A 23194-nucleotide genomic window follows, 5' to 3' on the forward strand; every position below is an offset into this window, starting at 1 on the left:
CCGGCACTACCGATGATGGGCTGGCCTGCACCGGTATAATCGGGGCCTCTTCACTGCTGTGGCCGCCCCCCTTGAACGACACGCCCGAACCCGTCGTCTCCGAGCTGATCGATCTGCTCACGCTGGAGCGGCTGGAGGACAACCTGTTCCGCGGGCAGAGCCGCGACATCGGCACCAAGTACGTGTTCGGCGGGCAGGTGCTGGGCCAGGCGCTGGCCGCAGCGCAGGCCACGGTCGACAATGGCCGCCACGTGCACTCGCTGCATGCCTATTTCCTGCGCGCTGGCAACATCGACCACCCGATCGTCTACGACGTGGACCGCACCCGCGATGGCGGCAGCTTCTCGGTGCGCCGGGTCACCGCGATCCAGCACGGCAAGGTGATCTTCTTCTGCGCGGCCTCGTTCCAGCAGGCCGAGACCGGCGCCGAGCACCAGCACAAGATGCCCGAAGTGCCACAGCCGGAAGACATCGAGCCGAATCGTCCGCTGCCGGCGGAAGTGCTCGAACGCCTGCCGATCAAGGTGCAGCGCTGGCTGTCGCGCGGTGGCCCGTTCGAGTTCCGCCACGTGTACCCGCGCGACGAACTGAACCCGCCCAAGCGCCCGCCCTACCACCAGGTGTGGCTGCGCCTGAGCGAACCGGTGGGCGATGCGCCGGAGCTGCACCAGGCGCTGCTGGCCTACGCCTCCGACTTCCACCTGCTGGGCACGGCGACCTTCCCGCACGGTATCAGCTACTACCATCCGCACGTGCAGATGGCCTCGCTCGACCACGCGATCTGGTTCCACCGCCCGTTCCGTGCCGACGACTGGCTGCTGTATTCGCTGGACAGCCCCAGCGCGCAGGATTCGCGCGGCCTGGCCCGCGGCCAGTTCTTCACCCGCAATGGCGTGCTGGTGGCCAGCACCGCGCAGGAAGGCCTGATCCGCGTCGTTCCCGACCAGGCCGCGGCCGCTGCCGTGCCAGCCAAGGAGTAACCCCATGCGCCAGATCTTCAGCAGCCAGCGCGTGGAAACCGTCGAAGGCGTGGCCGAGCTCCTGCGCGAGCATGGCATCGACGTCAAGGTGACCAACGGGCGCTCGTACAAGACCCGCCGCCGCGGTCAGTTCAGCTATACCGACCTGGGCAACGCCAACGCCTATCCAGCGGTGTGGATCGTACGCGCCGACGATCAGCCGCGCGCGCGTGAAATCCTGCGCGAGGCGCGCCTGCTCGACACCACCCGTCGCGACCACCCGACCGCCGAGTTCGCCTTCCGCGACGCGCCGGAACCGGGCAGCGGCGGCGGCAGCTGGGCCTGGCGCATCCGCATCGCCCTGCTGGTGGTGATCGCCGGCGTGGCGTTGGTGATCGGCCTGCGCCATCGCGGTGCCCCGGCACCGGTCGCACCGGCCCCTGCGCCGCAGGCCCAGCCGCAGCAGGTACAGCCGGCACCGCAGGCCGCGCCGGAAGAGGAAGAAGAAGTCCGGGTCCGCATCCAGCCCTCAAAATGACGCACGGGTAGTGCCGGCCGCCGTCCGGCAGCCACAAAAAGGGGACGGAGGGGATTAAGTCGTTTGAGGCACAAACGACTTAATCCCCTCCGTCCCCTTTTTTGTCATGAGGATGGCGGCCAGCGGCCGGCACTACCGCACAGAAAGTCGGTCACATTGGGCGCGCGGCTCCGTCATGGGACACAATCCCAGCAGGAGAGCCGCCGCCATGACGACGTTCGCCGCATCGATCGACCAGACCCTGGAACGCGAACTGCCGGCCGCCGCCAGCGGTTGCCAGCACGCCTATGGCCGCATCGTGCTGGCTTGCCAGAACACGGTCACCGCCATCGCGCTGGCCATCACCCGCGACCGCCAGGCCAGCGAGGACATCGCCCAGGAAGCCTTCGTCAAGGGCTGGCAGCAGCTGCACCAGCTGCGCAGTTCGACCAGCTTCCTGCCCTGGCTTCGGCAGATCACCCGCAACCTGGCCCGCGATTGGCTGCGTGCACAACGTGGCCGGCCGCTGACCGGCGAGGCCGCCGAGGTGGCGATGGGCATGGCCGCCGACCCTTCACCGGGCGCGGCCGACCGCCTGCAGCGGGTGGAAGAAGAGGTCGCCGCCGAGGACATCATTTCAGCGTTGCCGGCCGACAGCCGCGAAGTCCTGCTGCTGTACTACCGCGAAGGGCAGCGCTCGCAACAGGTCGCCGATCTGCTCGGGCTCAGCGATGCGGCCGTGCGCAAGCGCCTGTCACGTGCACGTGCCCTGGTGCGCGACGGCCTGCTGCAGCGCTTCGGTGAGTTCGCGCGCAGCAGCGCGCCGAGCGCCGCATTCGCCACGGCGGTGGCTTCGATGGTACTGGTGGCCGCGCCCGGCACCGCCAGCGCCGCGATCCTGCTCGGCACCGGCGTCGGCGTGGGCGGCAGCAAGCTGGGCCTGGGCGGCGTCAGTGCCGCAGGCGGGGCTGCCATGGGTTCACTGACGGCCGCCGCCAGCCAGCTGCACCTGATTCCCGCCAGCGACTGGGCCACCGTTGCCGGTGGCGTCGTCGGCGGCATCATCGGCAGCTATCTGGGTGGCCGCTTCCTGCTGCGCTTCGCAGACACCCAGCAGGAACGAACAGCAGTGCGGCGCTTCGTGCACCTCAATACGTTCACCGCGATGGTCGTCTGCACCAGCCTGCTGATCTCGCAGATGCTGCAGGTGCCAATCTGGCTGCAACTTGCGATTCTCGTCATCGGCCTGGGTACGGTGAACTACCAGTGCCTGGTGCCGCTGCAGCGCGTGATGGCACCCATGATCGCGCGCGATTCAGCGCGGCGCGGCCGCAGCGGAACCAACTGGAAATATGAATCCGTGTACGGGCGCACCGGCATCATCGGGGCGAACGTATTCGTGATCGGCCTGGTGGTATATGCGCTGATGCGCAACGGAAACGTGTAACGGACAACGCCGGCAGTACGCCGGCGTTGTCATCAATCACTGCATTGAACCTCAGCGCTGCGGCTTCGGCGCAGCGCCATCACGCGGACCGCCATGGCGCGGGCCACCGTGCATCGGGCCCTTGGCAGCGTCGAACTCGGCCTTGCTCAGCTGGCCATCCTTGTTGGTGTCGGCGGCAGCGAACCAGGCATCACGATGCTGCTTCATGCGCAGCTCGCGGTCGGCCTTGTCCAGGTAGCCGTCCTTGTTCAGATCAAGCTGGTCGAAGCGCGCGGCCAGGCGCGGATCGGCCTTGGCTTCCTCGCGGCTGATGCGGCCGTCCTTGTTGACGTCCAGCTTGGCCCAGCGCTCACCGCCGTGGCCACGTCGCCCATGCTGCCAGCGCGGCAGCTCATCGCGCGAGAGCTTGCCGTCCTTGTTCTTGTCCAGCTCGTCGAACTTCGCGGCCAGGCGCGGGTTGGCGGCCGCCTCGCTGCGGTCGATGACGCCGTCGCCGTTGGTGTCCAGCCTGGCCGGGCGCGGCGCGGGCGTGGTCGGGGTGTCGGCGGCCAGCGCGATACCGGAAGCGGAGGTGCCCAGCAGCAGGGCCAGCAGCAGGGGGGTACGGATCATGAGGTCACTCCTGGGGATGGGAACAGCGTCGGGGTGATCACTTCACCCTCGGGGGACAACAACGCCCGGGCGCGACGTCGGTTGACGCTACTGCCGATTCCATTCATCCGCCGGACAGTCGCCGCCACTGCGACAACCTGGGGCTATGCTGTGCCCATGGCGATACATGGCGACAGAGACGACGAACTGCGACTTTTCCAGACCGGCGAGCACCCCTGCGGGTACTGGTCGGACCGGGTGGCACGCGACCTGGTGCTGGACCCGAACGACCGCCGCCTCGGTGCGCTCTATCCGCTGGCACTGAGCTGGGGCTTCCGCCGCAGCGGCGACTTGGTCTACCGGCCGCATTGCGCGCACTGCCAGGCCTGCGTGGCGGTGCGCATCCCGGTGGCGCGCTTCGCTCCGGACCGCAGCCAGCGCCGCTGCGCCGCCCGCAATGCCGACCTGGAGGTGCGGATCACCGCCGCCACCGCCCGCGACGACCTGTTCGCGCTGTATCACCGCTACCTCACCCACCGCCACGCCAACGGCGGCATGGACGACCATGGACCGCACGAGTTCGAGCAGTTCCTGATCGGCAGCTGGTCGCACACCCGCTTCATGGAAATGCGCCTGCCCGGCCACGACGGCCAGCCCAGCCAGCTGCTGGGGGTGGCGGTGACCGACGTCACCGAGCACGGGCTGTCGGCGGTCTACACCTTCTTCGACCCGGACCATGCCGCGCGCGGGCTGGGCACCTTCGCGATCCTGCAACAGATCGAATGGGCGCGCCGCGAGGGGCTGCCACACGTGTATCTGGGCTACTGGATCCGCGGCCACCAGAAGATGGACTACAAGCGTCGCTTCCATCCGCTGGAAGCCTACGATGGCCGCCGCTGGCACGATTTCGACAATGATCTGGACGGGCGCTGACAAACCGCTGACACCGGGCCGGGTGCACAATACGGCCCATGAACATGACCCGCCGCCCCCCCCTGATCCTCGCCCTGGCCCTGCTCTGCGGCGCCACCGCCCCTGCCTTCGCCACGTCCCCCGCGATGACCGAAAAGCCGTCCGCTGCGCTGCGCCTGGCCACCTACAACACCTCGCTGTACTCCGATGACGCCGGTGGCCTGATCAAGGAACTGGAAGGTGACAGCGAACACGCGCGCAAGATCGCCGCGGTGCTGCAGCAGGTGCGCCCGGACCTGGTACTGCTGAATGAGTTCGACTTCGACGACGCCCATCGCGCCGCCGACCTGTTCCAGAAGCGCTACCTGGAAGTGGCCCAGCCTGGCGGCGGCAAGCCGCTGCACTTCGCCTACCGCTACCTGGCACCGGTCAACACCGGCGTGCCCAGCGGGCTGGACCTGGACAACAACGGCGTGGTCGGTGGCGAAGGCCGCAGCCGCGGCAACGATGCATGGGGCTACGGCCTGCACCCGGGCCAGTACGGCATGCTGGTGCTGTCGCGCTACCCGATCGATGAAGCCAAGGTGCGCAGCTTCCAGCTGCTGAAGTGGAGCGCGATGCCCGGTGCGATCCGCCCGGTCGATCCGCGTACCGGCAAGAGCTTCTACAACGACCACGTGTGGTCGCAGCTGCGCCTGTCGTCGAAGTCGCATTGGGACGTGCCGGTGAAGACCCCGGCCGGCGTGGTGCATGCGCTGGTCTCGCATCCGACCCCGCCGGTGTTCGACGGTCCGGAGAAGCGCAACGCGGCGCGCAACCACGACGAACTGCGCCTGTGGCAGGAATACCTGTCCAAGGGTGACAAGCCGTGGCTGTGCGACGACAAGGGCCAGTGCGGCGGCCTGGCGCAGGACGCGCGCTTCGTGATCCTCGGCGACCTCAACAACGACCCGGTCGACGGCGACGGTCGCCATGAGGCGATCGTCGAGCTGATCGAGAACGCCCGCGTGCTGCGCTACCCCACCCCGCGCAGCGTCGGCGGCGAGCAGACCAGCCTGGCCTATGCGGCCAAGGGCATCGAGCGCAAGGGCGCACCGTTCCACGCCACCGGCGATTTCGGCCCGAAGTCCGGCACCATGCGCCTGGACTACGTGCTGCCCTCGACCGGTTTCGAATACGTCGGCAGCGGTATCTTCTGGCCGGCCAATGAAAGCCCGGAAGCGAAGATCGCCGACGGCAGCGACCATCATCTGGTGTGGGTGGACGTGCGGTAGAGCAGCGTACCGACCAACGGTCGGTACCCACCGGGTTTCGGTAGGCGACGACCGTTGGTCGTCGCTCCTTTTTCAGGGGCGCAGTTCGACGCCGATGGCTTCGGCGGCATCACGCGCGATGGCGCGTGCTTCGTCGATGGTTTCCGCGCGCGCCAGGGTCACGCCCACGCGACGATGACCGTGCACGCTCGGCTTGCCGAACAGGCGCACGGCGGTGTCCGGCACCTGCAGCGCGGCGGCGACGTTGTTGAAGTACGGCACGCCCTCGCCGTGTGCCAGCAATGCGCACGATGCCGACGGGCCGCTCTGGCGGATCACCGGAATCGGCAGGCCAAGGATGGCGCGCGCATGCAGCGCGAATTCGCTCAGTTCCTGCGATACCAGCGTCACCAGGCCGGTGTCGTGCGGGCGCGGCGACACTTCGCTGAACCACACCTCATCACCCTTCACGAACAGCTCGACGCCGAACAGGCCCCAGCCGCCAAGGTCGTCGGTGATCGCGCGCGAAATCTCTTCGGCACGCGCCAGCGCGGCGCTCGACATCGGCTGCGGCTGCCAGCTTTCGCGGTAATCACCATCCTTCTGCAGATGGCCGATCGGCGCGCAGAACGAGGTGCCGCCGGCATGGCGCACGGTCAGCAGGGTGATCTCGTAATCGAAATCGATGAAGCCTTCGACGATGCAGCGGCCGGCACCGGCACGGCCACCGGTCTGCGCGTACTCCCACGCCGGGGCGATGTCCGCCTCGCTGCGCAGGGTGCTCTGGCCCTTGCCCGAGGACGACATCACCGGCTTGACCACGCACGGCAGGCCGATGGCGGCCACGGCAGCACGGTATTCGGCCTCGGTATCGACGAAGCGGTACGGCGAGGTCGGCAGGCCCAGGGTCTCGGCGGCGAGGCGGCGGATGCCTTCGCGGTCCATGGTCAGGCGCGCAGCGCGCGCGGTCGGGATCACCCGCAGGCCCTGTTCCTGTTCCAGCTGGACCAGGGTTTCGGTGTGGATGGCCTCGATCTCCGGCACCACCAGGTGCGGCTGCTCCTGGGCGATCAGCGCACGCAGGGCCATCGCGTCGAGCATGTCGATCACGTGCGAGCGGTGCGCGACCTGCATGGCCGGCGCATCGGCATAGCGATCGGCGGCGATCACCTCCACGCCCAGCCGCTGCAGCTCGATGGCCACCTCCTTGCCGAGTTCGCCCGAGCCCAGCAGCAGCACGCGGGTGGCGGAGGGGGACAACGGAGTTCCAAGCTTGGCCATGGCGGTTCCAGCAGCGATGTGAAGGCGGGTGGGCATTCTAGCTGGCCGACCGCCCCGGCCACGGCATCCGACGAACGGTAGCCGACAAGTGATATCACTTTGATATCTTAATTCCGAACCCTCAAGGACGTACCGCCATGAAAGAGAAGTCGCTGTCTTCCCTCAACGGCCTCGGCACGCTGGCCGGCGCCCTGCTCGTCGCCCTCGCTGGCGCCGCCCTGTTCGTACTGGGAGTGGCAGCCAAGGCCAGTGCCGGCTCGCCCAACCTGTTGCTGATGCTGCTGGGCGCCCTGCTGGTGGCGCTGGGCGTGTTCATCCTGGCAGGCCTGTACACCATCCAGCCCAACCAGGCGGCCGTGCTGAGCCTGTTCGGCAAGTACGTGGGCACGGTCAAGGACAACGGCCTGCGCTGGAACAACCCCTTCTATGCCAAGCGCCGGGTCAGCCAGCGCGTGCGCAACTTCGAGAGCGGCAAGCTGAAGGTCAACGAGCTGGACGGCAGCCCCATCGAGATCGCCGCAGTGATCGTCTGGCAGGTGGTCGACGCCTCCGAAGCGGTCTACAACGTGGACGACTACGAGAGCTTCGTGCACATCCAGTCCGAATCCGCGCTGCGCGCGATGGCCACCAGCTATCCCTACGACCAGCACGAGGATGGCCAGCTGGCCCTGCGCAGCCACGCCAGCGAGATCTCCCAGCACCTGAAGAACGAGCTGGCCGAGCGTCTGGCCGACGCCGGCGTGCAGGTGATCGACGCACGCATCAGCCACCTGGCCTACGCCGCTGAAATTGCCCAGGCCATGCTGCAGCGTCAGCAGGCCAACGCGGTGATCGCCGCTCGCACGCGCATCGTGGCCGGTGCAGTCGGCATGGTCGAAATGGCCCTGGCCGAACTGCAGAAGAACGGCGTGGTTGAACTGGACGAGGAACGCAAGGCGCACATGGTCAGCAACCTGCTGACCGTGCTGTGCTCGGACCGCGGCACCCAACCGATCGTCAACGCCGGTTCGCTTTACTGAGCCATCCTCGCAACGGGGTGCCCCACCGCCCCGCCAGGAGTTTTCATGAGTGAGAAGAAAGCCTATCCGCTGCGCATCAATGCCGAGGTCCTGGCCGCGGCACAGCGCTGGGCTGACGACGAGCTGCGCAGCCTCAACGCGCAGATCGAATACGTACTGCGCGACGCCCTGCGCAAGGCAGGACGCCTGCCGAAACCCACGCCATCGCCGGAGGACAAGGAATGAGCAAGCGCTGGAGCTACCAGACCATCGAGGTCAAGACGTCCATGATGGGTGTACTCAAGCCCGAGGACGTGCAGGCCGAACTCAGCCGCCAGGGCCAACTGGGCTGGGAACTGGTCAACATCATCATCCCGGCGCCGATGCGCCCGGCGATGCTGGTGTTCAAGAAGGAGGCCTGAACCATGGGCGGCAGCGACCCGAAACCCTTTGACGTGGCCGAGAGCTCGCCGCTGCGCGTGCTCTGGATCGTGCTGCCGCTGCTGGCTGCCTTCGTGGCCTGCCTGTATGCGCAGCTGTACAAGGCACCGGCGAGCGCACCCTGGATCGAAGTAACGCTGTCGCCGCCCTGGTTCCGGATGGGCGGCAGTGCGGCATGGAGCCTGCTGGTGATTGCCCTGCTGGGCATTGGACTGGGCACGGCCTTCTTCCGCCGCCGGGTGGAACTGGCCGGCGATGTGCTGGACGTGCGTTCAACGATGTACCGGCGGCGGGTGCCGGTGGCGCAGTTGCGGCTGGACCAGGCCGAGGTGGTCGACCTGCAGCGTGACCGCCGCTACGGCATCCGTGTCAAAACCAATGGCTATTCAATGCCGGGCTTCTACTCGGGCCACTTTCGCCTGCAGGGAGGCGGCAAGGGCTTCGCCCTGGTCACCGACCGTGCGCGTGTGCTCGCCCTGCCGGTCAGTGATGGCAGCACGCTGCTGCTCAGTGTGGACCGGCCGCAGGCGCTGCTCGATGCGCTGCGCAAGGTGGCCGCGTCGGCGCCACGGCAGTAAGCTGCGGCGATGCAACGACGCGCCCCCCTGCTGATCAATACCGAGGCCATCGAATTGTGGCCCGCCGACTTGCTGCGCGCGCGCAGCAACCTGGACTCACGCCTGCTGTCACAGGCGCAGTGGGTGCTGCGGCGCAAGCGTGATGGCCGCTATCTGGCGGTGGTACTGGCGCAGGGTGTGCACGCCATGGTGCCGCGCCTGCCGCGCGAACCCGGGGTCGAGGAAGCATTGGCACTGCTGGATGCCGCAGCTGCACGGCCCTTCGGCGCCGGACTGGAAGATCAGTGGCTGCCGCTGGCCGGGTTGCAGCAGCGCCTGCAGCAGCTTGGCCTGGATGCACAGCGCTATGCCGACGACAGCGGCCTGCCGCTGGAATCCGAGCCGTGCCTGCTGCACTTCGCCGGTCGCGACCGCTTTGCACGCCCATTGTGGCTGCGCCGTGGCGCCGCGCAGGGCTGGCGGCGGATGCGACTGCACGCGGCACAGGATGGAATTGCGCTGGACGCCATCTCCGGCTTCCGCAGCCATGCCTACCAGTTGGGCATCTTCGAACGGAAGCTGGCGCGCGGCTTGAGCGTGGCCGAGATCCTGAAGGTGAATGCCGCACCGGGTTTCAGCGAACACCACAGCGGCCACGCGCTGGACATCGGCACACCGGGCGACGCCCCGGCCGAAGAATCATTCGAAACCACTGACGCGTTCGCGTGGCTGCAGGCGCATGCCGGCGGGCACGGCTTCCATCTGAGCTACCCGCGCGACAACCCGCACGGCATCGTCTACGAACCGTGGCATTGGTGCTGGAGACCGGCCAACGGCTGAGCCCCTCGTGGCGGCCGCAGGGCGAAATTCATGGAGCTGTCCGGGCGGATTCCGCGCGCGCCCTCCACGAGATGGAACAAGAAGGCAAAGACAGAAGCCGGTCGCTTCGCTCGAAGCCTCTATAAGGGATCAGCGCGCGGCTGTTGGGTCCGCCTTCAAGCGAGCCGAGCACCGCAGGTCCGGCGAGGGCGAAGAGGTGCGGGTGTCTGAGCGCAGCGAGTTCCCGCACCGCCCCTCGACGGGCCGAGGAGCGCAGGGGACCGGTGCACAGCACCGGCTCGCGGCCGGCGGCGCGTTTCTTTTGGTTACTTTTCTTTTCGCGCGAAAAGAAAAGTAACGCCCATGGACGGTGCAGATCGCATCAGCATGGATCGAAGAAACAACCTCGACTCAGTCACCGCCTCAACGCATTGATCGCCAGCAACACCCATCCGGCCATCATGCTGGTGCCCCCGATCGGCGCCATCCGCGTCGGCCACTGCCACAACGCACCACCCACCAGGCTGCCAGAAAACAGCAACACGCCCAGCAGCAGCACGTACAGCGCCAGGTGCGCGATCGCCCCCTGCGCACGCGGGCCAAGCGCCACCAGCACCGCGCCATGCGCGAACGCATACAGTGCCGCCATGTTCAGGTGCTGCTGTGCCAGCGGGTCGGCCACAGCGTGCGATGCGTAGGCGGACAGGCCGATCGAGGCCGCCGCCAGCAGCGCACCAAGACAGGCCAGCAGGGAAGGCTTACGTGCGCGACGTTCCAGGTTGAACATGGGGGCTCCTTGCACAGCGCCCTTTCCGGGCGCCAGATGAAAAAAAAACGCGCCGCAATGAGCGGCGCGTTTTCGTGTCCAACACTACATGGGTCAGCCGAGGCTTACTTGACGGCCCAGTAAATGTCGTAGGTACCTTCCGGGGTGAACGACTTGTCGATGCCATCCTTCCAGGTTTCGTACGGACGGTCGATCACTTCGTTGCCGGAGGTCACAGCCCAGGCGCGCAGGCCGTTGCGGGCAACGTCCAGACCCGCCATGTGGCCGGTGTAGGCCGCATGTGCCGAGCGGTGCGGAGCCACGTGCACATACTTCACCGGAGCGCCACCGTCGATCTTGACGGTCAGGGCTTCAGCGGTGGCACCTTCAGCACCCTTCTTCTTCACCGGCTGGGCGATGTCGAAGGCGTACTTCTCCTGGCCGAAGTCGGTGGTGATGATGCGGAACGGACCGGCGGCTTCAAGGCCATTGGCCTCCATCACGCGCTTGATCCACTCCTGGTTGTCCTTGATGGACTTGGTGATCGTGTCCTGACCGCGGTCCACGTTACCGGCGTTGACGACCAGCAGATCCTCAGCCGGCACATCGACGATGGCCAGATCGGTCAGCGGGGCTTCCGGCGTGCGGTAGTCGACGTTCGGGACGGTGGCCAGCATGTTGGCCATGCGCGACAGGCCCATCTTGATGTCGTCGCCGATCTGGCGGCTGACATACAGGCCTGCATAACGGCCGAACAGGTCGAAGCCGTACTTCACCGAGTAGTCCTGGGTGATCTTCACGTTGCGGCCACCCTTGCCGGTCGGCTCCAGGGTGAAGGTGGTGACCTTGTCGTGACCCTTGGTGGCGTCTTCGATGGCGATCGCAACGCGCTTGTTCTCTTCGGCGTCGGTGATCTTCCAGGAGCCGGTGCCCAGGTCCTTGGAGGTGAAGTCCAGGGTGGCACCCTTGCCGGAGGCCGGGCCGGACAGCTTCAGTTCAACGGCGGGATCGCGCAGTACCAGCGGGTTCCAGTCCTTGAAGCGGCGCAGGCTGCTGACCGTGTCGTACACGATCGTCATCTTGCGGTTGGTCTCGATGCTTTCGGTGATGTGACGCTCGCCCGGCAGACATACGCCAATGATGACGAACAGGCCAGCCACGATCCCCAAGGCGATCAGGAACTCGATAATACGGGTCATTCAGAGAGTCTCCGGGGCCGATCCCACGGCCGGGTTGATTGAAGCGAAGCGCCAATCCTAGCAGGCTTCGCGGGCATTGTTTATCGGGATTGGCGCACCGGTTTCCCTGCCGGCTGCGTATTTGTATGGACAAAGAATTCGAAGGGTAACGCATACCGCTGCCCGGCAAGTAGGGGGGCACCTTGGCCGGAACCCCCTGCCACCACCCAAGTCTTTGTACCGAAACGATTTTCCTCAGACCAGCTGGAGTTCGAACGCCTTCAGTACCGCGCGCGTACGGTCGCGCACACCCAGCTTGGAGAGGATGTTGGACACGTGGTTCTTGATGGTGCCCTCGGCCACGCCCAGCGAGTTGGCGATCTCCTTGTTGGAGAAGCCGCTGGCCATCAGCCGCAGGATCTCGGTCTCGCGGTCGGTCAGCGGGTCCGGGCGGTCCAGGCTGACGAACTCGTTGCGCATGTGCTCCAGGCCCGACAACAGGCGCTGGGTCACCGCCGGCTGTACCAGCGAACCACCCTCGGCCACGGTACGGATGGCACCGACCAGCTGTGCCAGGGTCACATCCTTGAGCAGGTAACCCTTGGCACCGGCCTTGAGGCCAGCCAGCACCAGCTGATCGTCATCGAAGGTGGTGAGGATGATGGTCGGCGGCAGCTGTTCCTGCCGCGACAGCACCTGCAGCGCTTCCAGTCCGGACATCACCGGCATGCGCATGTCCATCAGGACCACGTCGGGGCGCACCTGCGGGATCAGCTCGACCGCCTGCCGGCCATCGCCGGCCTCGGCCACCACCTCGATGCCATCGTCGAGCGCCAGCAGGGAGCGGATTCCCTGCCGCACCAGGGTTTGGTCATCGACCAGGCAGACGCGAATCATCAACGTACTCCTTCAGGAACCTTGGTAAGGGCGGCCACCAGCACCGTTGCCGGCACCGTTGCCCGCAGGCGGAAGCCTTCACCGGGACGGGTCTCGATCTGCAGCTGGCCACCACATTGTTGCAGGCGCTCGCGCATGCCGCGCAAGCCATTGCCCACATTGACCATGTCCGCGCCGACACCGTCGTCGCGGGCCTCCACCACCACCCGGTCCGGGGCTTCACGGTACACCTTGATCCACAGGTGGCGCGCACCGGCGTGGCGCACGGCGTTGGTGATGATCTCCTGCGTGCAGCGCAGCAGGACGTGGGCCCGCTGGGGATCTTCCACGTTCAGCGGATCCTCGATCTCCAGCTGGATGTCCAGCGAGGGCACGTTCTCGGTCAGCGGGCGCAGCGCCGCGGCCAGGTCGATCGCGCCGGTCTCGCGCAGCTGGCTGACCACCTCGCGCACGTTGCCCAGCAGCAGTTTGGCCAAGGTGTGGGAGCGCTTCACGTGCTCCAGCGCCTGCCCTTCGGCCAGGTGCCCGGCCACTTCCAGGTTCAGGGTCAGCGCGGTCAGCTGGTGGCCCAGCAGGTCATGCAGCTCGCGCGAGATGCGGGTGCGCTCATTGACGCGGGCACTCTCGGCAAGCAAGGCGCGGGTGGCACGCAGCTCTGAATTGAGCCGGCGCTGTTCGTCGCGCGCCTCGGTCTGCTGCCGGGCAACCAGGCTGGTCACGAAGATGAACATGGAAAAGCCGCCGTACAGCAGCGACTGCATCACCGCTTCGAACAACGGGAAGCGCAGCAGCAAGTAGTAGACCGGGGCCACCGCCAGTTGGCTGACCAGCAGCCACAGCACGCCCAGCCGCACCGACAGCATCCACGGGATGACCCCGGCGGCCACCATCATCAGGATGCTGCCCAGGCCCGAGCCGCTGAGGAAGCTGACGCCCAGCGCCGAAATCGTCAGCAACAGCAGCAGGCCGCGGTCCAGCCAGCTGGTGGGGCTGTCGCTGCGCAGGATGCGGGTCAGCCAGTAATAGGAGGTGCCGAAGGACAGGTAGGCGACGAACAGCAGGACCGCCCAGCCGCCCATGTCACCGCGGCTGTGCAGGTTCTCGAACTGCGAGTACGCCAGGGGCAGACCGACCATGACCCAGGTGAACAGGCCGGCCAGGCGAAGGACGCGGGTATGGCTGAGGACTCCCAACATGCCAGCACTCTACGGGCCCGGCCTGCACACCGCACCCCACGGAAGTCATGCCTGCCCGGTCGCCTGTTCATGCCGCAGCCCACCCCGGGCATGCAATAATCGTGCGCAGGGTCCCTTGATGGACCAACCGCGTTACCCCACGGAGTCACAATGTCGATTGTCATCCGCGACGTGCGCGAGCACGAGCTCGATTCCGTCCTGGCTTTGAACAACAACGCTGGCCTGGCCATCCTTCCCCTGGATGCGGCCCGCCTGCGCCTGTTCTATGAAACCGCTGAGTATTTCCGCGTCGCCGAGCGCGACGGCAACCTGGCCGGCTTCCTGATCGGCTTCGGCAGCGACAGCCAGCACGACAGCAGCAACTTCGCCTGGTTCAAGCAGCAGCTGGACACCCCCTTCTTCTACATCGACCGCATTGTGGTCGCCAGCCGCCGCCGCGGCGGTGGCGTCGGCCGTGCGTTCTATGCCGACGCGCAGAGCTTTGCCGAGCTGCGCTACCCGCAGATGACCTGCGAAGTCTTCCTCGACCACGGCGCCGATGCCGCCCTGCTCTTCCACGGCAGCTTCGGCTTCCGCGAGCTGGGCCAGAACACCATGGCCCAGGTCGATGTGCGTGCCAGCATGCTGGCCAAGGAACTGTGCAGCTACCCGTGGGTCCAGGAGACCTACGGCGGCAAGCTGCCGGATGTGGCATGGACACGCGCCCGGCAGCTGCCGGCGCAGGCACAGCGGCCGACGGGGACCTGAGCGTGGCGGTGAATTTCGATTACGAACAGGCCGGTGAACTGAAGATCGGCCAGGTGGGCATCGCCAACCTTCGCATCCGTACCCTTGATGTCGAACGCCTCGTGCAGGAAATGCGCGAGCGCGTGACCCGTGCGCCGAAGCTGTTCGGCCGCGCGGCGGTGATCCTCGATTTCGGCGGCCTGAGCCAGGTTCCGGACGTGGCCACCGCACAGGCGCTGGTCGATGGCCTGCGCAGCGCTGGCGTGCTGCCGGTGGCGCTGGCCTATGGCACCAGCGCGGTCGACCTGCTCTCGCAGCAGCTCGGCCTGCCGCTGCTGGCCAAGTTCCGCGCCCAGTACGAACGTGCCGAGGCCGAAGCGGCTCCGCCGCCGCCCGCGCCGGAACCGCGCCGCGCCGCGCGCGCCGAACCGAAGCCAGCCCCGGCCGCACCGGTAGCCAAGATCGCAGATGCAGCCGCGCCGCAGCCGGGCCGCATGCAGCTGGGCAACGTGCGTTCGGGCCAGCAGCTGTACGCGGAGAACTGCGACCTGACCGTGATGGCCACCGTCGGCGCCGGCGCCGAGGTCATCGCCGATGGCAGCATCCATATCTACGGCACCCTGCGCGGCCGCGCGCTGGCAGGGGCCCAGGGCAACACCGCGGCACGCATCTTCTGCCGTGATTTCCATGCGGAACTGGTGGCCATTGCAGGCCACTACAAGGTACTGGACGATGTTCCGGACAACCTGCGCGGCAAGGCCGTGCAGGTGTGGCTGGAACAGGACCAGATCAAGATCGCTGCGCTGGACTGACGCAGCCCCAAACTAATGCAGAACCAGGAGAAGTCCTTTGGCTGAAATCATCGTAGTCACCTCCGGCAAGGGCGGCGTGGGCAAGACCACTTCCAGCGCGAGCCTGGCCTGTGGCCTGGCGCGGCGCGGCAAGAAGGTGGCGGTGATCGACTTCGACGTCGGCCTGCGCAACCTCGACCTGATCATGGGGTGCGAACGCCGCGTGGTGTACGACTTCGTCAACGTCGTGCATGGCGAAGCCACCCTCAAGCAGGCCCTGATCAAGGACAAGCGCTTCGACAACCTGTATGTGTTGGCCGCCTCGCAGACCCGCGACAAGGACGCACTGACCCAGGAAGGCGTGGGCAAGGTCCTGAAGGACCTGGCCGCCGATGGCTTCGATTACATCATCTGCGACTCGCCGGCCGGCATCGAGAAGGGAGCATTCCTGGCGATGTACTTCGCCGACCGCGCCGTGGTGGTGGTGAACCCGGAAGTGTCCTCGGTGCGCGACTCCGACCGCATCATCGGCCTGCTGGACTCGAAGACCCACAAGGCCGAATCCGGCCAGAACGTGCCTGCCTTCCTGCTGCTGACCCGCTACACCCCGCTGCGTGTGGAAACCGGCGAGATGCTCAGCATCGCCGACGTCGAGGAAGTGCTGGGGCTGAAGGCCATCGGCGTGATCCCCGAATCGGGCGACGTGCTCAATGCCTCCAACAAGGGCGAACCGGTGATCCTGGATGTCGAATCCGCTGCCGGCCAGGCGTATGACGACGCCGTCGCGCGCATCCTCGGCGAAGATCGCCCGATGCGCTTCACCAGCGTCGAGAAGAAGGGCTTCTTCAGCAAGCTGTTCGGAGGGTAAGCATGGGCCTGTTCGATTTCCTCAAAGCGAAGAAGACCACCGCCGAAACCGCAAAGAACCGCCTGCAGATCATCATCGCGCAGGAACGCAGCCACCGCGGTGGCCCGGACTACCTGCCGCTGCTGCAGCGCGAGCTGCTGGAAGTGATCAAGAAGTACGTGAACATCGACGTCGATGCGGTGAAGGTCGACCTGGTGAAGGATGGCCAGCACGATGTGCTGGACATCTCCGTGGCGCTGCCTGAAGGCCCGGACAAACCCTGATGCCCCGCCCCGCCCGTGCCTGCATGGGCGGGGCCGCGTGACCTGCATGACCGATACGACAACCGCCGTGGACATCACCTGCGTGGGCGACATCGCCTTCGCCGACGCGCAGTGCCTGCTCGCCGCGCATGGCCTTCGCCTGCACCACGTGGCCGCAGGCGAACCGATTCCCGGCAGCTACTGGGGCGAGCCCGAGGCGGGCATCATCGCCAGCAATGTCTATGTGCGCGATGACACCCCGGTGCATTCGATGCTGCATGAAGCCTGCCACCTGATCGTATTGCCGCCGGAGCGGCGCGCGCAGGTGCACACCGACGCCACCGATTCGGTCGCCGAGGAAGATGCCACCTGCTACCTGCAGATCGTGCTGGCTGGGCGTTTGCCTGGTGTCGGCAGTGCGCGGTTGATGGCCGACATGGATGCCTGGGGGTACACGTATCGGCTGGGGTCGACACAGGCGTGGTTCGAGCAGGACGCCGAAGACGCGAAGGCGTGGTTGGTCGAACGCGGGTTGCCGGTGGCGTAAGGCCGCGGGCGCGGTTGGCCACGGGCGCGTGGCGACGCGCCGGACCTTGCGGCGCCCCTCTTTTCACTCGGCGCGGTTCGAGCAGGACGCCGAAGACGCGAAGGCGTGGCTGGTCGAACGCGGCTTGCCGGTTGCGTAAAGCCGCGGGCGCGGTTGGCCACGGGCGCGTGGCGACGCGCCTGACCTTGCGGCGCCCCTCTTTTCACTCGGCGCGGTTCGAGCAGGACGCCGAAGACGCGAAGGCGTGGTTGATCGAACGCGGGTTGCCGGTGGCGTAACGCATCGGTAGTGCCGGCCGCTGGCCGGCAACCTCACGAACCCGTGAAGCATCACCGGGTTGCCGGCCAGCGGCCGGCACTACCCCATCAGCCCTGCCCTGCCAGCGCGCGCAGGGTGATGCCGACGATGTAAGCCAGGTACGTGCCGGTGGCGTAGCCCATCGTGCCCAGCAGCACGCCCACCGGCGCCAGTGCCGGATGGAACGCCGCGGCCACCACCGGCGCCGAGGCCGGTCCACCGATGTTCGACTGCGAACCGATGGCGAAATAGAAGAACGGCACCTTCAGCAGCTTGCCCAGGCACCACAGCAGCACGATGTGCACGGCAATCCAGATCAGGCCGAGCAGGAACAGCCACGGGCGGTCCAGCAGCGCCACCAGATCCATCTGCATGCCGATGCAGGCGATCAGGAAGTACAGCAGCAGCGAGCCCAGGCGCGATGCGCCCGCGCCTTCCAGCGTGCGCGCACGGGTGAAGCTCAGGCTCAGGCCCAGCGTGGTCGACAGCACCACCACCCACACGAACGGCGCGTCCAGGCTGAACTGCGAGGCCCAGCTGACGTTGGCCTTGAACCATGCTGCGAGCGGCGCGCCGATGGCGTGCGAGAGGCCCACGCCGCCGAAGGCCACCGCCACGATCAGCATCAGGTCGGTGAGGCTGGGAATGCGCTCGTGTTCGGCCTGGAAGCGCGCGATGCGCTCCTTCAGTTCATCGATGGCCGAAGTATCGGCGCCACTGCGCGCGTCGATCTTCGCTGCCCGCCCCGCCAGGAAGATCAGTGCCGCCATCCACACGTAGCCGACACCGACATCGACCACCGCGAACTGGCCGAACGTGGTCGCATTGACGTCGAATACTTCGCGCATTGCCAGCATGTTGGCACCGCCACCGATCCAGCTGCCTGCCAATGCGGCCATGCCGGCCCAGGTGTCACCGGCCACGGTTTCCGGATGCAGCGCGCGCATCGCCAGGAACGCCACCACCGCACCGAGCATGATGCTGGCCGAGGCGCCCAGGTACATCAGCACCAGCTTCGGGCCCAGCCGCAGGATGCCCTTGATGTCCACCGCCAGGGTCAGCAGGATCAGCGCTGCCGGCAGCAGGATGTCGCGTGCGATCGGGTTGTAGAGCTTGGTGTTCTGCCCATCGATCAGGCCGACGGTGTTGTAGATGCCGGGAATCAGGTAGCACAGCAGCAGCGCCGGCACGAACGTGTAGAAGCGCTTCCACAGGCCCTGCTCGCGCGAGGCGGTCCAGAACACGGCGCCAAGGGTGGCGGCGATCAAACCGAAGACGACGATGTCGTTCTGGATCATGCAGGTGCTCTGGGTAGAGCCGGCCGCTGGCCGGCTGCTGTTGGCGGCGGATCATGAGGGTGTGCCGACCAACGGTCGGCCCCCACCGGTAAAGCAGATGGCGAAACAAAAGCGCCGCCCCGAAGGGCGGCGCTGCAGTCATCAGTTGCCGATGTGCTGCTTCAGCCAGGCATTGACGGTGTCATGCCACAGGATGCTGTTGTTCGGCTTCAGCACCCAGTGGTTTTCATCCGGGAAGTACATGAACTTCGATTCGATGCCCTGACGCTGGGCAGCGGTGAACGCGGCCAGGCCCTGCTCGACCGGAATGCGGAAGTCCTGCTGGCCGTGGATGACCAGGATCGGCTTCTTCCAGTCCGCCACGTGGTTGACCGGGTTGAACTTCTCGTAGTTCGCGGCCTTCTGGTACGGCGTGCCGCCCTGCTCCCACTCGGTGAACCACAGCTCTTCGGTGGCGTAGCCCATCATGCGCTGGTCGAACACGCCGTCGTGGTTGACCAGGCACTTGAACGGGCTGTTCCAGTTGCCGGCGATCCAGTTGACCATGAAGCCGCCGTAGCTGGCGCCCAGCGCACAGGCCTTGTCACCGTTGAGGAAGGAGTACTTCTTCAGCGCCGCGTCCCAGCCCTTCTGCAGGTCTTCCAGCGGGCGGTCGCCCCAGTGCTGGCTGATCGCATCGGTGAAGGCCTGTCCGTAGCCTGTGGAACCGTGGAAGTCGATCATCACCACGGCGTAGCCCTGGCCCGCGTAGGTCTGCGGATTCCAACGGTAGCTCCAGCCATTGCCGAAGCTGCCCTGCGGGCCACCGTGGATCAGGAACGCGACCGGGTAGGACTTGCCTTCCTGGTAGTTGTGCGGCTTGACCACATAGCCATGCACGGTGTCGTTGTTCCAGCCCTTGAACTCGAACTGCTCGTAGTCGCCGAAGCTGACGTCCTTCAGCACCTCACCAGCGGCCGGGGTCAGCGCGCGCAGTTCGCCGATGGCCTCGCCCGCAGCCGGCAGCAGGCCGACCAGCACCTGGTCGTTGCTCTTCAGGCTGTTGCGGGTGATCGCCACGCTGTTGCCGGCCACATCCACCGAGGTCACGCTGCCGTCGCCGATCAGCTTGGTGGCCTTGCCGCTGGCCACGTCGATCTGGAACAGCGGGTGTTCGCCAAGGTCATCGGCCGTGGTGTAGATGCTGGCACCATCGGCGGACAGGGTGATGCCGCCCGCCGAGCGATCCCACTGCGGCGCAATTTCGCGGGTCTTGCCGCTGGCCAGGTCCATCGCCATCAGGCCGAAGCGGTCGGCCTCGAAGCCCGGGCGCTTCATCGCACGGTAGAACAGGGTCTTGCCGTCCGCACTGAACACAGGGCCGGCATCCCAGGCCGGGTTGGAGGCGGTCAGGTTGACCGGTGCCTGCTTGCCGGCGGCGTCGAAGCGGTACAGGTCGAAGTTGGTCGACCACGGCTCCTGCTTGCCGGCCACGCGGATGCTGGCCACCACGCTGGCGCCGTCCGGCGACCACGCGAAGTCATCATTGCCGCCGAACGGCTTGGACGGCGCATCACCATCGATGGTCGCGCTCAGCGCCGACGCGCCCTTGACCGCACCGGCCTTGGCCGTCGGCAGCGGAGCGACGAACAGGGTGTTGCGGCGACCGTCGCTCCAGGTGTCCCAGTGGCGCACGAACAGCGAATCCCACACCTGGCCGCTGGCCTTGGCGTACTTCTTTTCCTTCAGTTTCTTCTCGGTGCAGGCCAGGTCCGAGGCACAGTCCTGGAACACGCCGGCGCTGAACAGCACGCGGTCGTCCTGCGGCGACACGTGGTAGCTGTCCACGTCGACCGGGAAATCGGTCAGCTGGCGCGGAGCACCGCCGCTGATCGGCTGCGCGTACAGCTGCTGGCTGCCGTTCCTGGCACTGAGGAAATACACGGTCTGGCCATCGGCCGACAGCGAAGCGGAATTGACGTTCCAGCCGGCCGGGGTGATCTGCTTCGGCGGCGCTGCATCGCGGGTGCGCAGGTTGCGCGCGAACAGCGCGGTGGAGGCCTTCAGGTTGGCATCGACGCTGCGCTTGGCGAACACCACGGTGCCACCGTCAGCGGTCAGCACCGGCGCGGAGACGCGGTCCATGGCCACCATGTCGCGGACTTCCAGGCCACGGGCAGCGGCGACGCTGGGCAGGGCGGCCAGCAGGCTCAGTGGCAGCAGGGCATGACGCAGTTTCATCGGGGTCTCCGCAGGACGGCAAAAACCCGATGGTAGGCCCGTGCGGCCGGGGCTGCCAAGGCCATCGGTCATGGCTGCAGACGGACAATCGCCAGAAACAGCAAACCCCGCCGAAGCGGGGTCTGCGGTAGTGCCGGCCGCTGGCCGGCAACCAGGGGTATCACGGGATTCCGGGATTGCCGGCCAGCGGCCGGCACTACCCGTTGAACCCAGGGGCAGAGCCCCCTTACGCCTTGGCGTACTTGCCGGTGCGGTAGATCAGCCAGCCGACCAGGAACAGCACGGCCAGGCCGATCCACTGCGCGCCCGGCAGGTGGAACGGCACGGCCAGCACGTCGGCGCGGCTGCTGACCACGATCGGAATCGCGATGGCGATGCCCATCAGCGCTTCGCCGGTGATCAGGCCGGCGGCGAACAGCACGCCCGGCTTGTGCACGCGGTCGCGGCCTTCTTCGTCATCGGCGCGCACCTTGTGGAAGCGCTCGACCAGGTGGGCGATCAGGCCGCCGAGGAAGATCGGCACCATCAGCTCCAGCGGCAGGTAGATGCCGATGGCGGCGGCCAGCACCGGCACGCGGAAGCGGGCGTTGCGCGCCTTCAGCCAGCTGTCGAAGGCGATGATGGCGGCACCGACCACGGCACCGATGCCGATGAAGGTCCACGGCAGTTCACCACCGAACAGGCCCTTGGCCACCGAGGCCATCAGGTTGGCCTGCGGCGCGGCCAGCGCGTTCGGGTGCAGCTCGGACTTCACGCCGATGCCGTAGGCGGTGGCCAGCAGGTTCAGCACCGGCGCCATGATCAGCGCACACGAGAAGGCACCGATGCCCAGCATCAGCTGCTGCTTCCACGGGGTGGCGCCGACGATGTAGCCGGCCTTGAGGTCCTGCAGGTTGTCACCACCAACCGCAGCGGCGCAGCACACCACCGCGCCGATCATGATGGCGGCCACGGCGCCCAGCGGCGCGCCGCCGGCACCGACCGGCTTCAGGCCGTCGGCGCCCAGCAGCACGACCAGCACGGCCGAGGCGAACAGGATGGTGGAGATGGTGATGCCCGACACCGGGTTGTTGGACGAACCGATCAGGCCGGCCAGGTAGGCCGAGACCGAAACGAACAGGAAGCCGGCGACGATCATGATGAGGGTCATCGGGATCGACACGTGCCACTGGCCGACGATGGCCTGGTACAGGGCCAGCAGCGGCAGCACGAAGACCACCAAGGCCACCAGCATCCACTTCATCGGCAGGTCGCGCTCGGTGTGCGCCAGCACCGGGCCACCGCTCTTGCGGGCGGCGGCAAAGCCGCTCTTGACGCCGTTGAGCAGCGACTTGCGCAGCGAGATCAGGGTCCAGATGCCACCGATCAGCATCGCGCCGACACCCAGGTAGCGCATCTTCGCGCCCCAGATGGCGAACGCCGCCTCGGTGGACGAAGCCGCGGCAACCGACGCGGCCAGTGCCGGATCGGTGTTCATGAAGAACGCCTGGTAGATCGGAATGGCGATGTGCCAGGTCAGGATCGAACCGGACACCACCACGATGCCGACGTTGAGGCCGACGATGTAGCCCACGCCCAGCAGTGCCGGCGACAGGTTGGTACCGATGAAGGCGGTGACCTTGGAGCTGCCGACGTAGGCCGAGGTGGCCCAGGCGTCCGGGATCAGGCGCATGCCGCTTTCCGCGGCCAGCTTGACGAAGGCACCGATCACCGCCGACAGGCCGAGGATCTTCAGGCCCGGGCCCGGATTCTCACCGGCCTTGAGCACTTCGGCCGCAGCCTTGCCTTCCGGGAACGGAAGCGGGTCTTCGACGATCATCGAACGACGCAGCGGCACCGAGAACAACACGCCCAGCAGGCCGCCGAGGCCGGCGATGCCCAGCACCCACCAGTACTTGAAGTCCGGCCAGTAGCCCATGATCACCAGCGCCGGGATGGTGAAGATCACACCGGCGGCGATCGACGAACCGGCCGAAGCGCCGGTCTGCACGATGTTGTTTTCAAGGATGGAGCCACCGCCCAGCAGGCGCAGCACGCCCATGGAAATCACCGCGGCGGGAATGGCGGTGGCGATGGTCAGGCCTGCGAACAGACCGAGGTAGGCGTTTGCGGCCGACAGCACCACCGCCAGCACGATGGCCAGGGCCACTGCGCGGAAGGTGAGCTGCTTGGGCGCAGCGTCGTGGTTCATGGAAGCCCCTGCTGGCAAAAAATCCCTTGCACGCTAGCGTTCAGGAGGCAGCAAGTCCAGTGCGGTTCGGGAGGGTTGCGGCCAGGTCGGCAGTGAGATAGTCGCTTCTGGCCAAACTCGGCCAACGCATCAAGCGCATGGGGCACATGCCGGAGGGCTGCCGGGCCTCGCGGTCTCTTTGTCCTGCAGGGGCCCGGCCAAC

At 66.9% G+C, this 23194-nt stretch carries 24 protein-coding genes; 15 read left to right on the forward strand and 9 right to left on the reverse strand.

Translation table 11 applies throughout. The annotated features are described in order from the left end of the window. Window positions 1-71 precede the first annotated feature (71 nt). The 3 genes from tesB (at window position 72) to AC5P78_RS04430 (ending at window position 2923) form a co-directional block, all read left to right on the forward strand. A complete protein-coding gene (gene tesB / locus AC5P78_RS04420; RefSeq protein ID WP_005412623.1) occupies window positions 72-980 on the forward strand; it encodes an acyl-CoA thioesterase II in 909 nt (302 codons plus the stop codon). Between the two features lie 4 nt (window positions 981-984). After that, window positions 985-1497 carry a pathogenicity-like protein gene (locus tag AC5P78_RS04425; RefSeq protein ID WP_414489653.1) on the forward strand — a complete coding sequence of 171 codons (513 nt, stop codon included), beginning with the start codon at window positions 985-987 and terminating at the stop codon, window positions 1495-1497. A gap of 208 nt (window positions 1498-1705) precedes the next feature. Next, window positions 1706-2923 carry an RNA polymerase sigma factor gene (locus AC5P78_RS04430; RefSeq protein WP_414489654.1) on the forward strand — a complete coding sequence of 406 codons (1218 nt, stop codon included), beginning with the start codon at window positions 1706-1708 and terminating at the stop codon, window positions 2921-2923. 51 nt (window positions 2924-2974) lie between these two features. Here AC5P78_RS04430 and AC5P78_RS04435 read toward each other — a convergent pair whose 3' ends face one another. Continuing rightward, window positions 2975-3535 carry an EF-hand domain-containing protein gene (locus tag AC5P78_RS04435; RefSeq protein ID WP_005412620.1) on the reverse strand — a complete coding sequence of 187 codons (561 nt, stop codon included), beginning with the start codon at window positions 3533-3535 and terminating at the stop codon, window positions 2975-2977. A 156-nt stretch (window positions 3536-3691) separates the two neighbouring features. Between AC5P78_RS04435 and AC5P78_RS04440 the strand changes: the two genes are divergently transcribed. Together AC5P78_RS04440 and AC5P78_RS04445 are read left to right on the forward strand one after the other, a co-directional pair. Further along, window positions 3692-4447, forward strand: coding sequence for an arginyltransferase (locus tag AC5P78_RS04440; RefSeq protein WP_005408547.1), 756 nt, complete (start codon window positions 3692-3694; stop codon window positions 4445-4447). A gap of 38 nt (window positions 4448-4485) precedes the next feature. After that, entirely contained in the window at window positions 4486-5700 is a 1215-nt protein-coding gene (locus tag AC5P78_RS04445; protein WP_044569657.1) for an endonuclease/exonuclease/phosphatase family protein, read from the forward strand. A 72-nt stretch (window positions 5701-5772) separates the two neighbouring features. Here the strand turns inward: AC5P78_RS04445 and purT are convergent, their stop codons facing one another. Then, entirely contained in the window at window positions 5773-6960 is a 1188-nt protein-coding gene (purT, locus tag AC5P78_RS04450; protein ID WP_005412617.1) for a formate-dependent phosphoribosylglycinamide formyltransferase, read from the reverse strand. 137 nt (window positions 6961-7097) lie between these two features. Here purT and AC5P78_RS04455 point away from each other — a divergent pair, with 137 nt between their 5' ends. From AC5P78_RS04455 to AC5P78_RS04475, 5 genes are read left to right on the forward strand one after another with little or no spacing between them, the layout of a single operon-like run. Further along, window positions 7098-7979, forward strand: coding sequence for an SPFH domain-containing protein (locus AC5P78_RS04455; protein WP_005408544.1), 882 nt, complete (start codon window positions 7098-7100; stop codon window positions 7977-7979). Between the two features lie 45 nt (window positions 7980-8024). Beyond that, entirely contained in the window at window positions 8025-8204 is a 180-nt protein-coding gene (locus tag AC5P78_RS04460; RefSeq protein WP_005408543.1) for a type II toxin-antitoxin system antitoxin, read from the forward strand. Next, window positions 8201-8380 (forward strand): DUF4177 domain-containing protein, encoded by a 180-nt coding sequence (locus AC5P78_RS04465; protein WP_005408542.1) that lies wholly within the window; start codon window positions 8201-8203, stop codon window positions 8378-8380. The genes AC5P78_RS04460 and AC5P78_RS04465 overlap by 4 nt, the downstream gene beginning before the upstream one ends. Window positions 8381-8383: 3 nt before the next feature. Beyond that, complete coding sequence (locus AC5P78_RS04470; protein WP_024956285.1) at window positions 8384-8977, forward strand: PH domain-containing protein; 594 nt, start codon at window positions 8384-8386, stop codon at window positions 8975-8977. A gap of 9 nt (window positions 8978-8986) precedes the next feature. Then, the gene (locus AC5P78_RS04475; protein WP_099530014.1) at window positions 8987-9796 is read left to right on the forward strand and encodes a M15 family metallopeptidase; all 810 of its coding nucleotides are present in this window, start codon (window positions 8987-8989) and stop codon (window positions 9794-9796) included. A gap of 394 nt (window positions 9797-10190) precedes the next feature. Here the strand turns inward: AC5P78_RS04475 and AC5P78_RS04480 are convergent, their stop codons facing one another. The 4 genes from AC5P78_RS04480 to AC5P78_RS04495 form a co-directional block, all read right to left on the reverse strand. Beyond that, a complete protein-coding gene (locus AC5P78_RS04480; RefSeq protein WP_005412612.1) occupies window positions 10191-10562 on the reverse strand; it encodes a DUF423 domain-containing protein in 372 nt (123 codons plus the stop codon). A gap of 104 nt (window positions 10563-10666) precedes the next feature. Continuing rightward, window positions 10667-11740, reverse strand: coding sequence for a polyketide cyclase (locus tag AC5P78_RS04485; RefSeq protein WP_005408538.1), 1074 nt, complete (start codon window positions 11738-11740; stop codon window positions 10667-10669). 234 nt (window positions 11741-11974) lie between these two features. Then, complete coding sequence (locus AC5P78_RS04490; RefSeq protein ID WP_005408537.1) at window positions 11975-12616, reverse strand: response regulator; 642 nt, start codon at window positions 12614-12616, stop codon at window positions 11975-11977. Then, on the reverse strand, window positions 12616-13812 hold the full coding sequence (locus AC5P78_RS04495) for a sensor histidine kinase (RefSeq protein WP_005408536.1): 1197 nt from the start codon (window positions 13810-13812) through the stop codon (window positions 12616-12618). Before AC5P78_RS04495 ends, AC5P78_RS04490 begins: the two co-directional genes overlap by 1 nt. Window positions 13813-13962: 150 nt before the next feature. Between AC5P78_RS04495 and AC5P78_RS04500 the strand changes: the two genes are divergently transcribed. From AC5P78_RS04500 to AC5P78_RS04520, 5 genes are read left to right on the forward strand one after another with little or no spacing between them, the layout of a single operon-like run. Next, window positions 13963-14559 (forward strand): GNAT family N-acetyltransferase, encoded by a 597-nt coding sequence (locus tag AC5P78_RS04500; protein WP_005408535.1) that lies wholly within the window; start codon window positions 13963-13965, stop codon window positions 14557-14559. Next, entirely contained in the window at window positions 14505-15350 is an 846-nt protein-coding gene (gene minC, locus AC5P78_RS04505) for a septum site-determining protein MinC (RefSeq protein ID WP_043034132.1), read from the forward strand. The genes AC5P78_RS04500 and minC overlap by 55 nt, the downstream gene beginning before the upstream one ends. Window positions 15351-15387: 37 nt before the next feature. After that, the gene (gene minD / locus AC5P78_RS04510) at window positions 15388-16197 is read left to right on the forward strand and encodes a septum site-determining protein MinD (RefSeq protein WP_005408533.1); all 810 of its coding nucleotides are present in this window, start codon (window positions 15388-15390) and stop codon (window positions 16195-16197) included. Between the two features lie 2 nt (window positions 16198-16199). Further along, complete coding sequence (gene minE / locus AC5P78_RS04515) at window positions 16200-16460, forward strand: cell division topological specificity factor MinE (RefSeq protein ID WP_005408532.1); 261 nt, start codon at window positions 16200-16202, stop codon at window positions 16458-16460. 46 nt (window positions 16461-16506) lie between these two features. Next, a complete protein-coding gene (locus AC5P78_RS04520) occupies window positions 16507-16986 on the forward strand; it encodes a hypothetical protein (protein WP_044569652.1) in 480 nt (159 codons plus the stop codon). Between the two features lie 365 nt (window positions 16987-17351). On the opposite strand, the gene AC5P78_RS04525 is transcribed toward AC5P78_RS04520, so the two are convergent. The 3 genes from AC5P78_RS04525 to AC5P78_RS04535 form a co-directional block, all read right to left on the reverse strand. Further along, complete coding sequence (locus tag AC5P78_RS04525) at window positions 17352-18581, reverse strand: DUF819 family protein (protein WP_012479439.1); 1230 nt, start codon at window positions 18579-18581, stop codon at window positions 17352-17354. A 141-nt stretch (window positions 18582-18722) separates the two neighbouring features. Then, the gene (locus AC5P78_RS04530) at window positions 18723-20801 is read right to left on the reverse strand and encodes a S9 family peptidase (protein WP_495217153.1); all 2079 of its coding nucleotides are present in this window, start codon (window positions 20799-20801) and stop codon (window positions 18723-18725) included. A 226-nt stretch (window positions 20802-21027) separates the two neighbouring features. After that, a complete protein-coding gene (locus tag AC5P78_RS04535) occupies window positions 21028-22992 on the reverse strand; it encodes an OPT family oligopeptide transporter (protein ID WP_005408528.1) in 1965 nt (654 codons plus the stop codon). Between the last annotated feature and the right edge of the window lie 202 nt (window positions 22993-23194).

Source organism: Stenotrophomonas sp. YJH_SMC_133, from assembly GCF_059370655.1.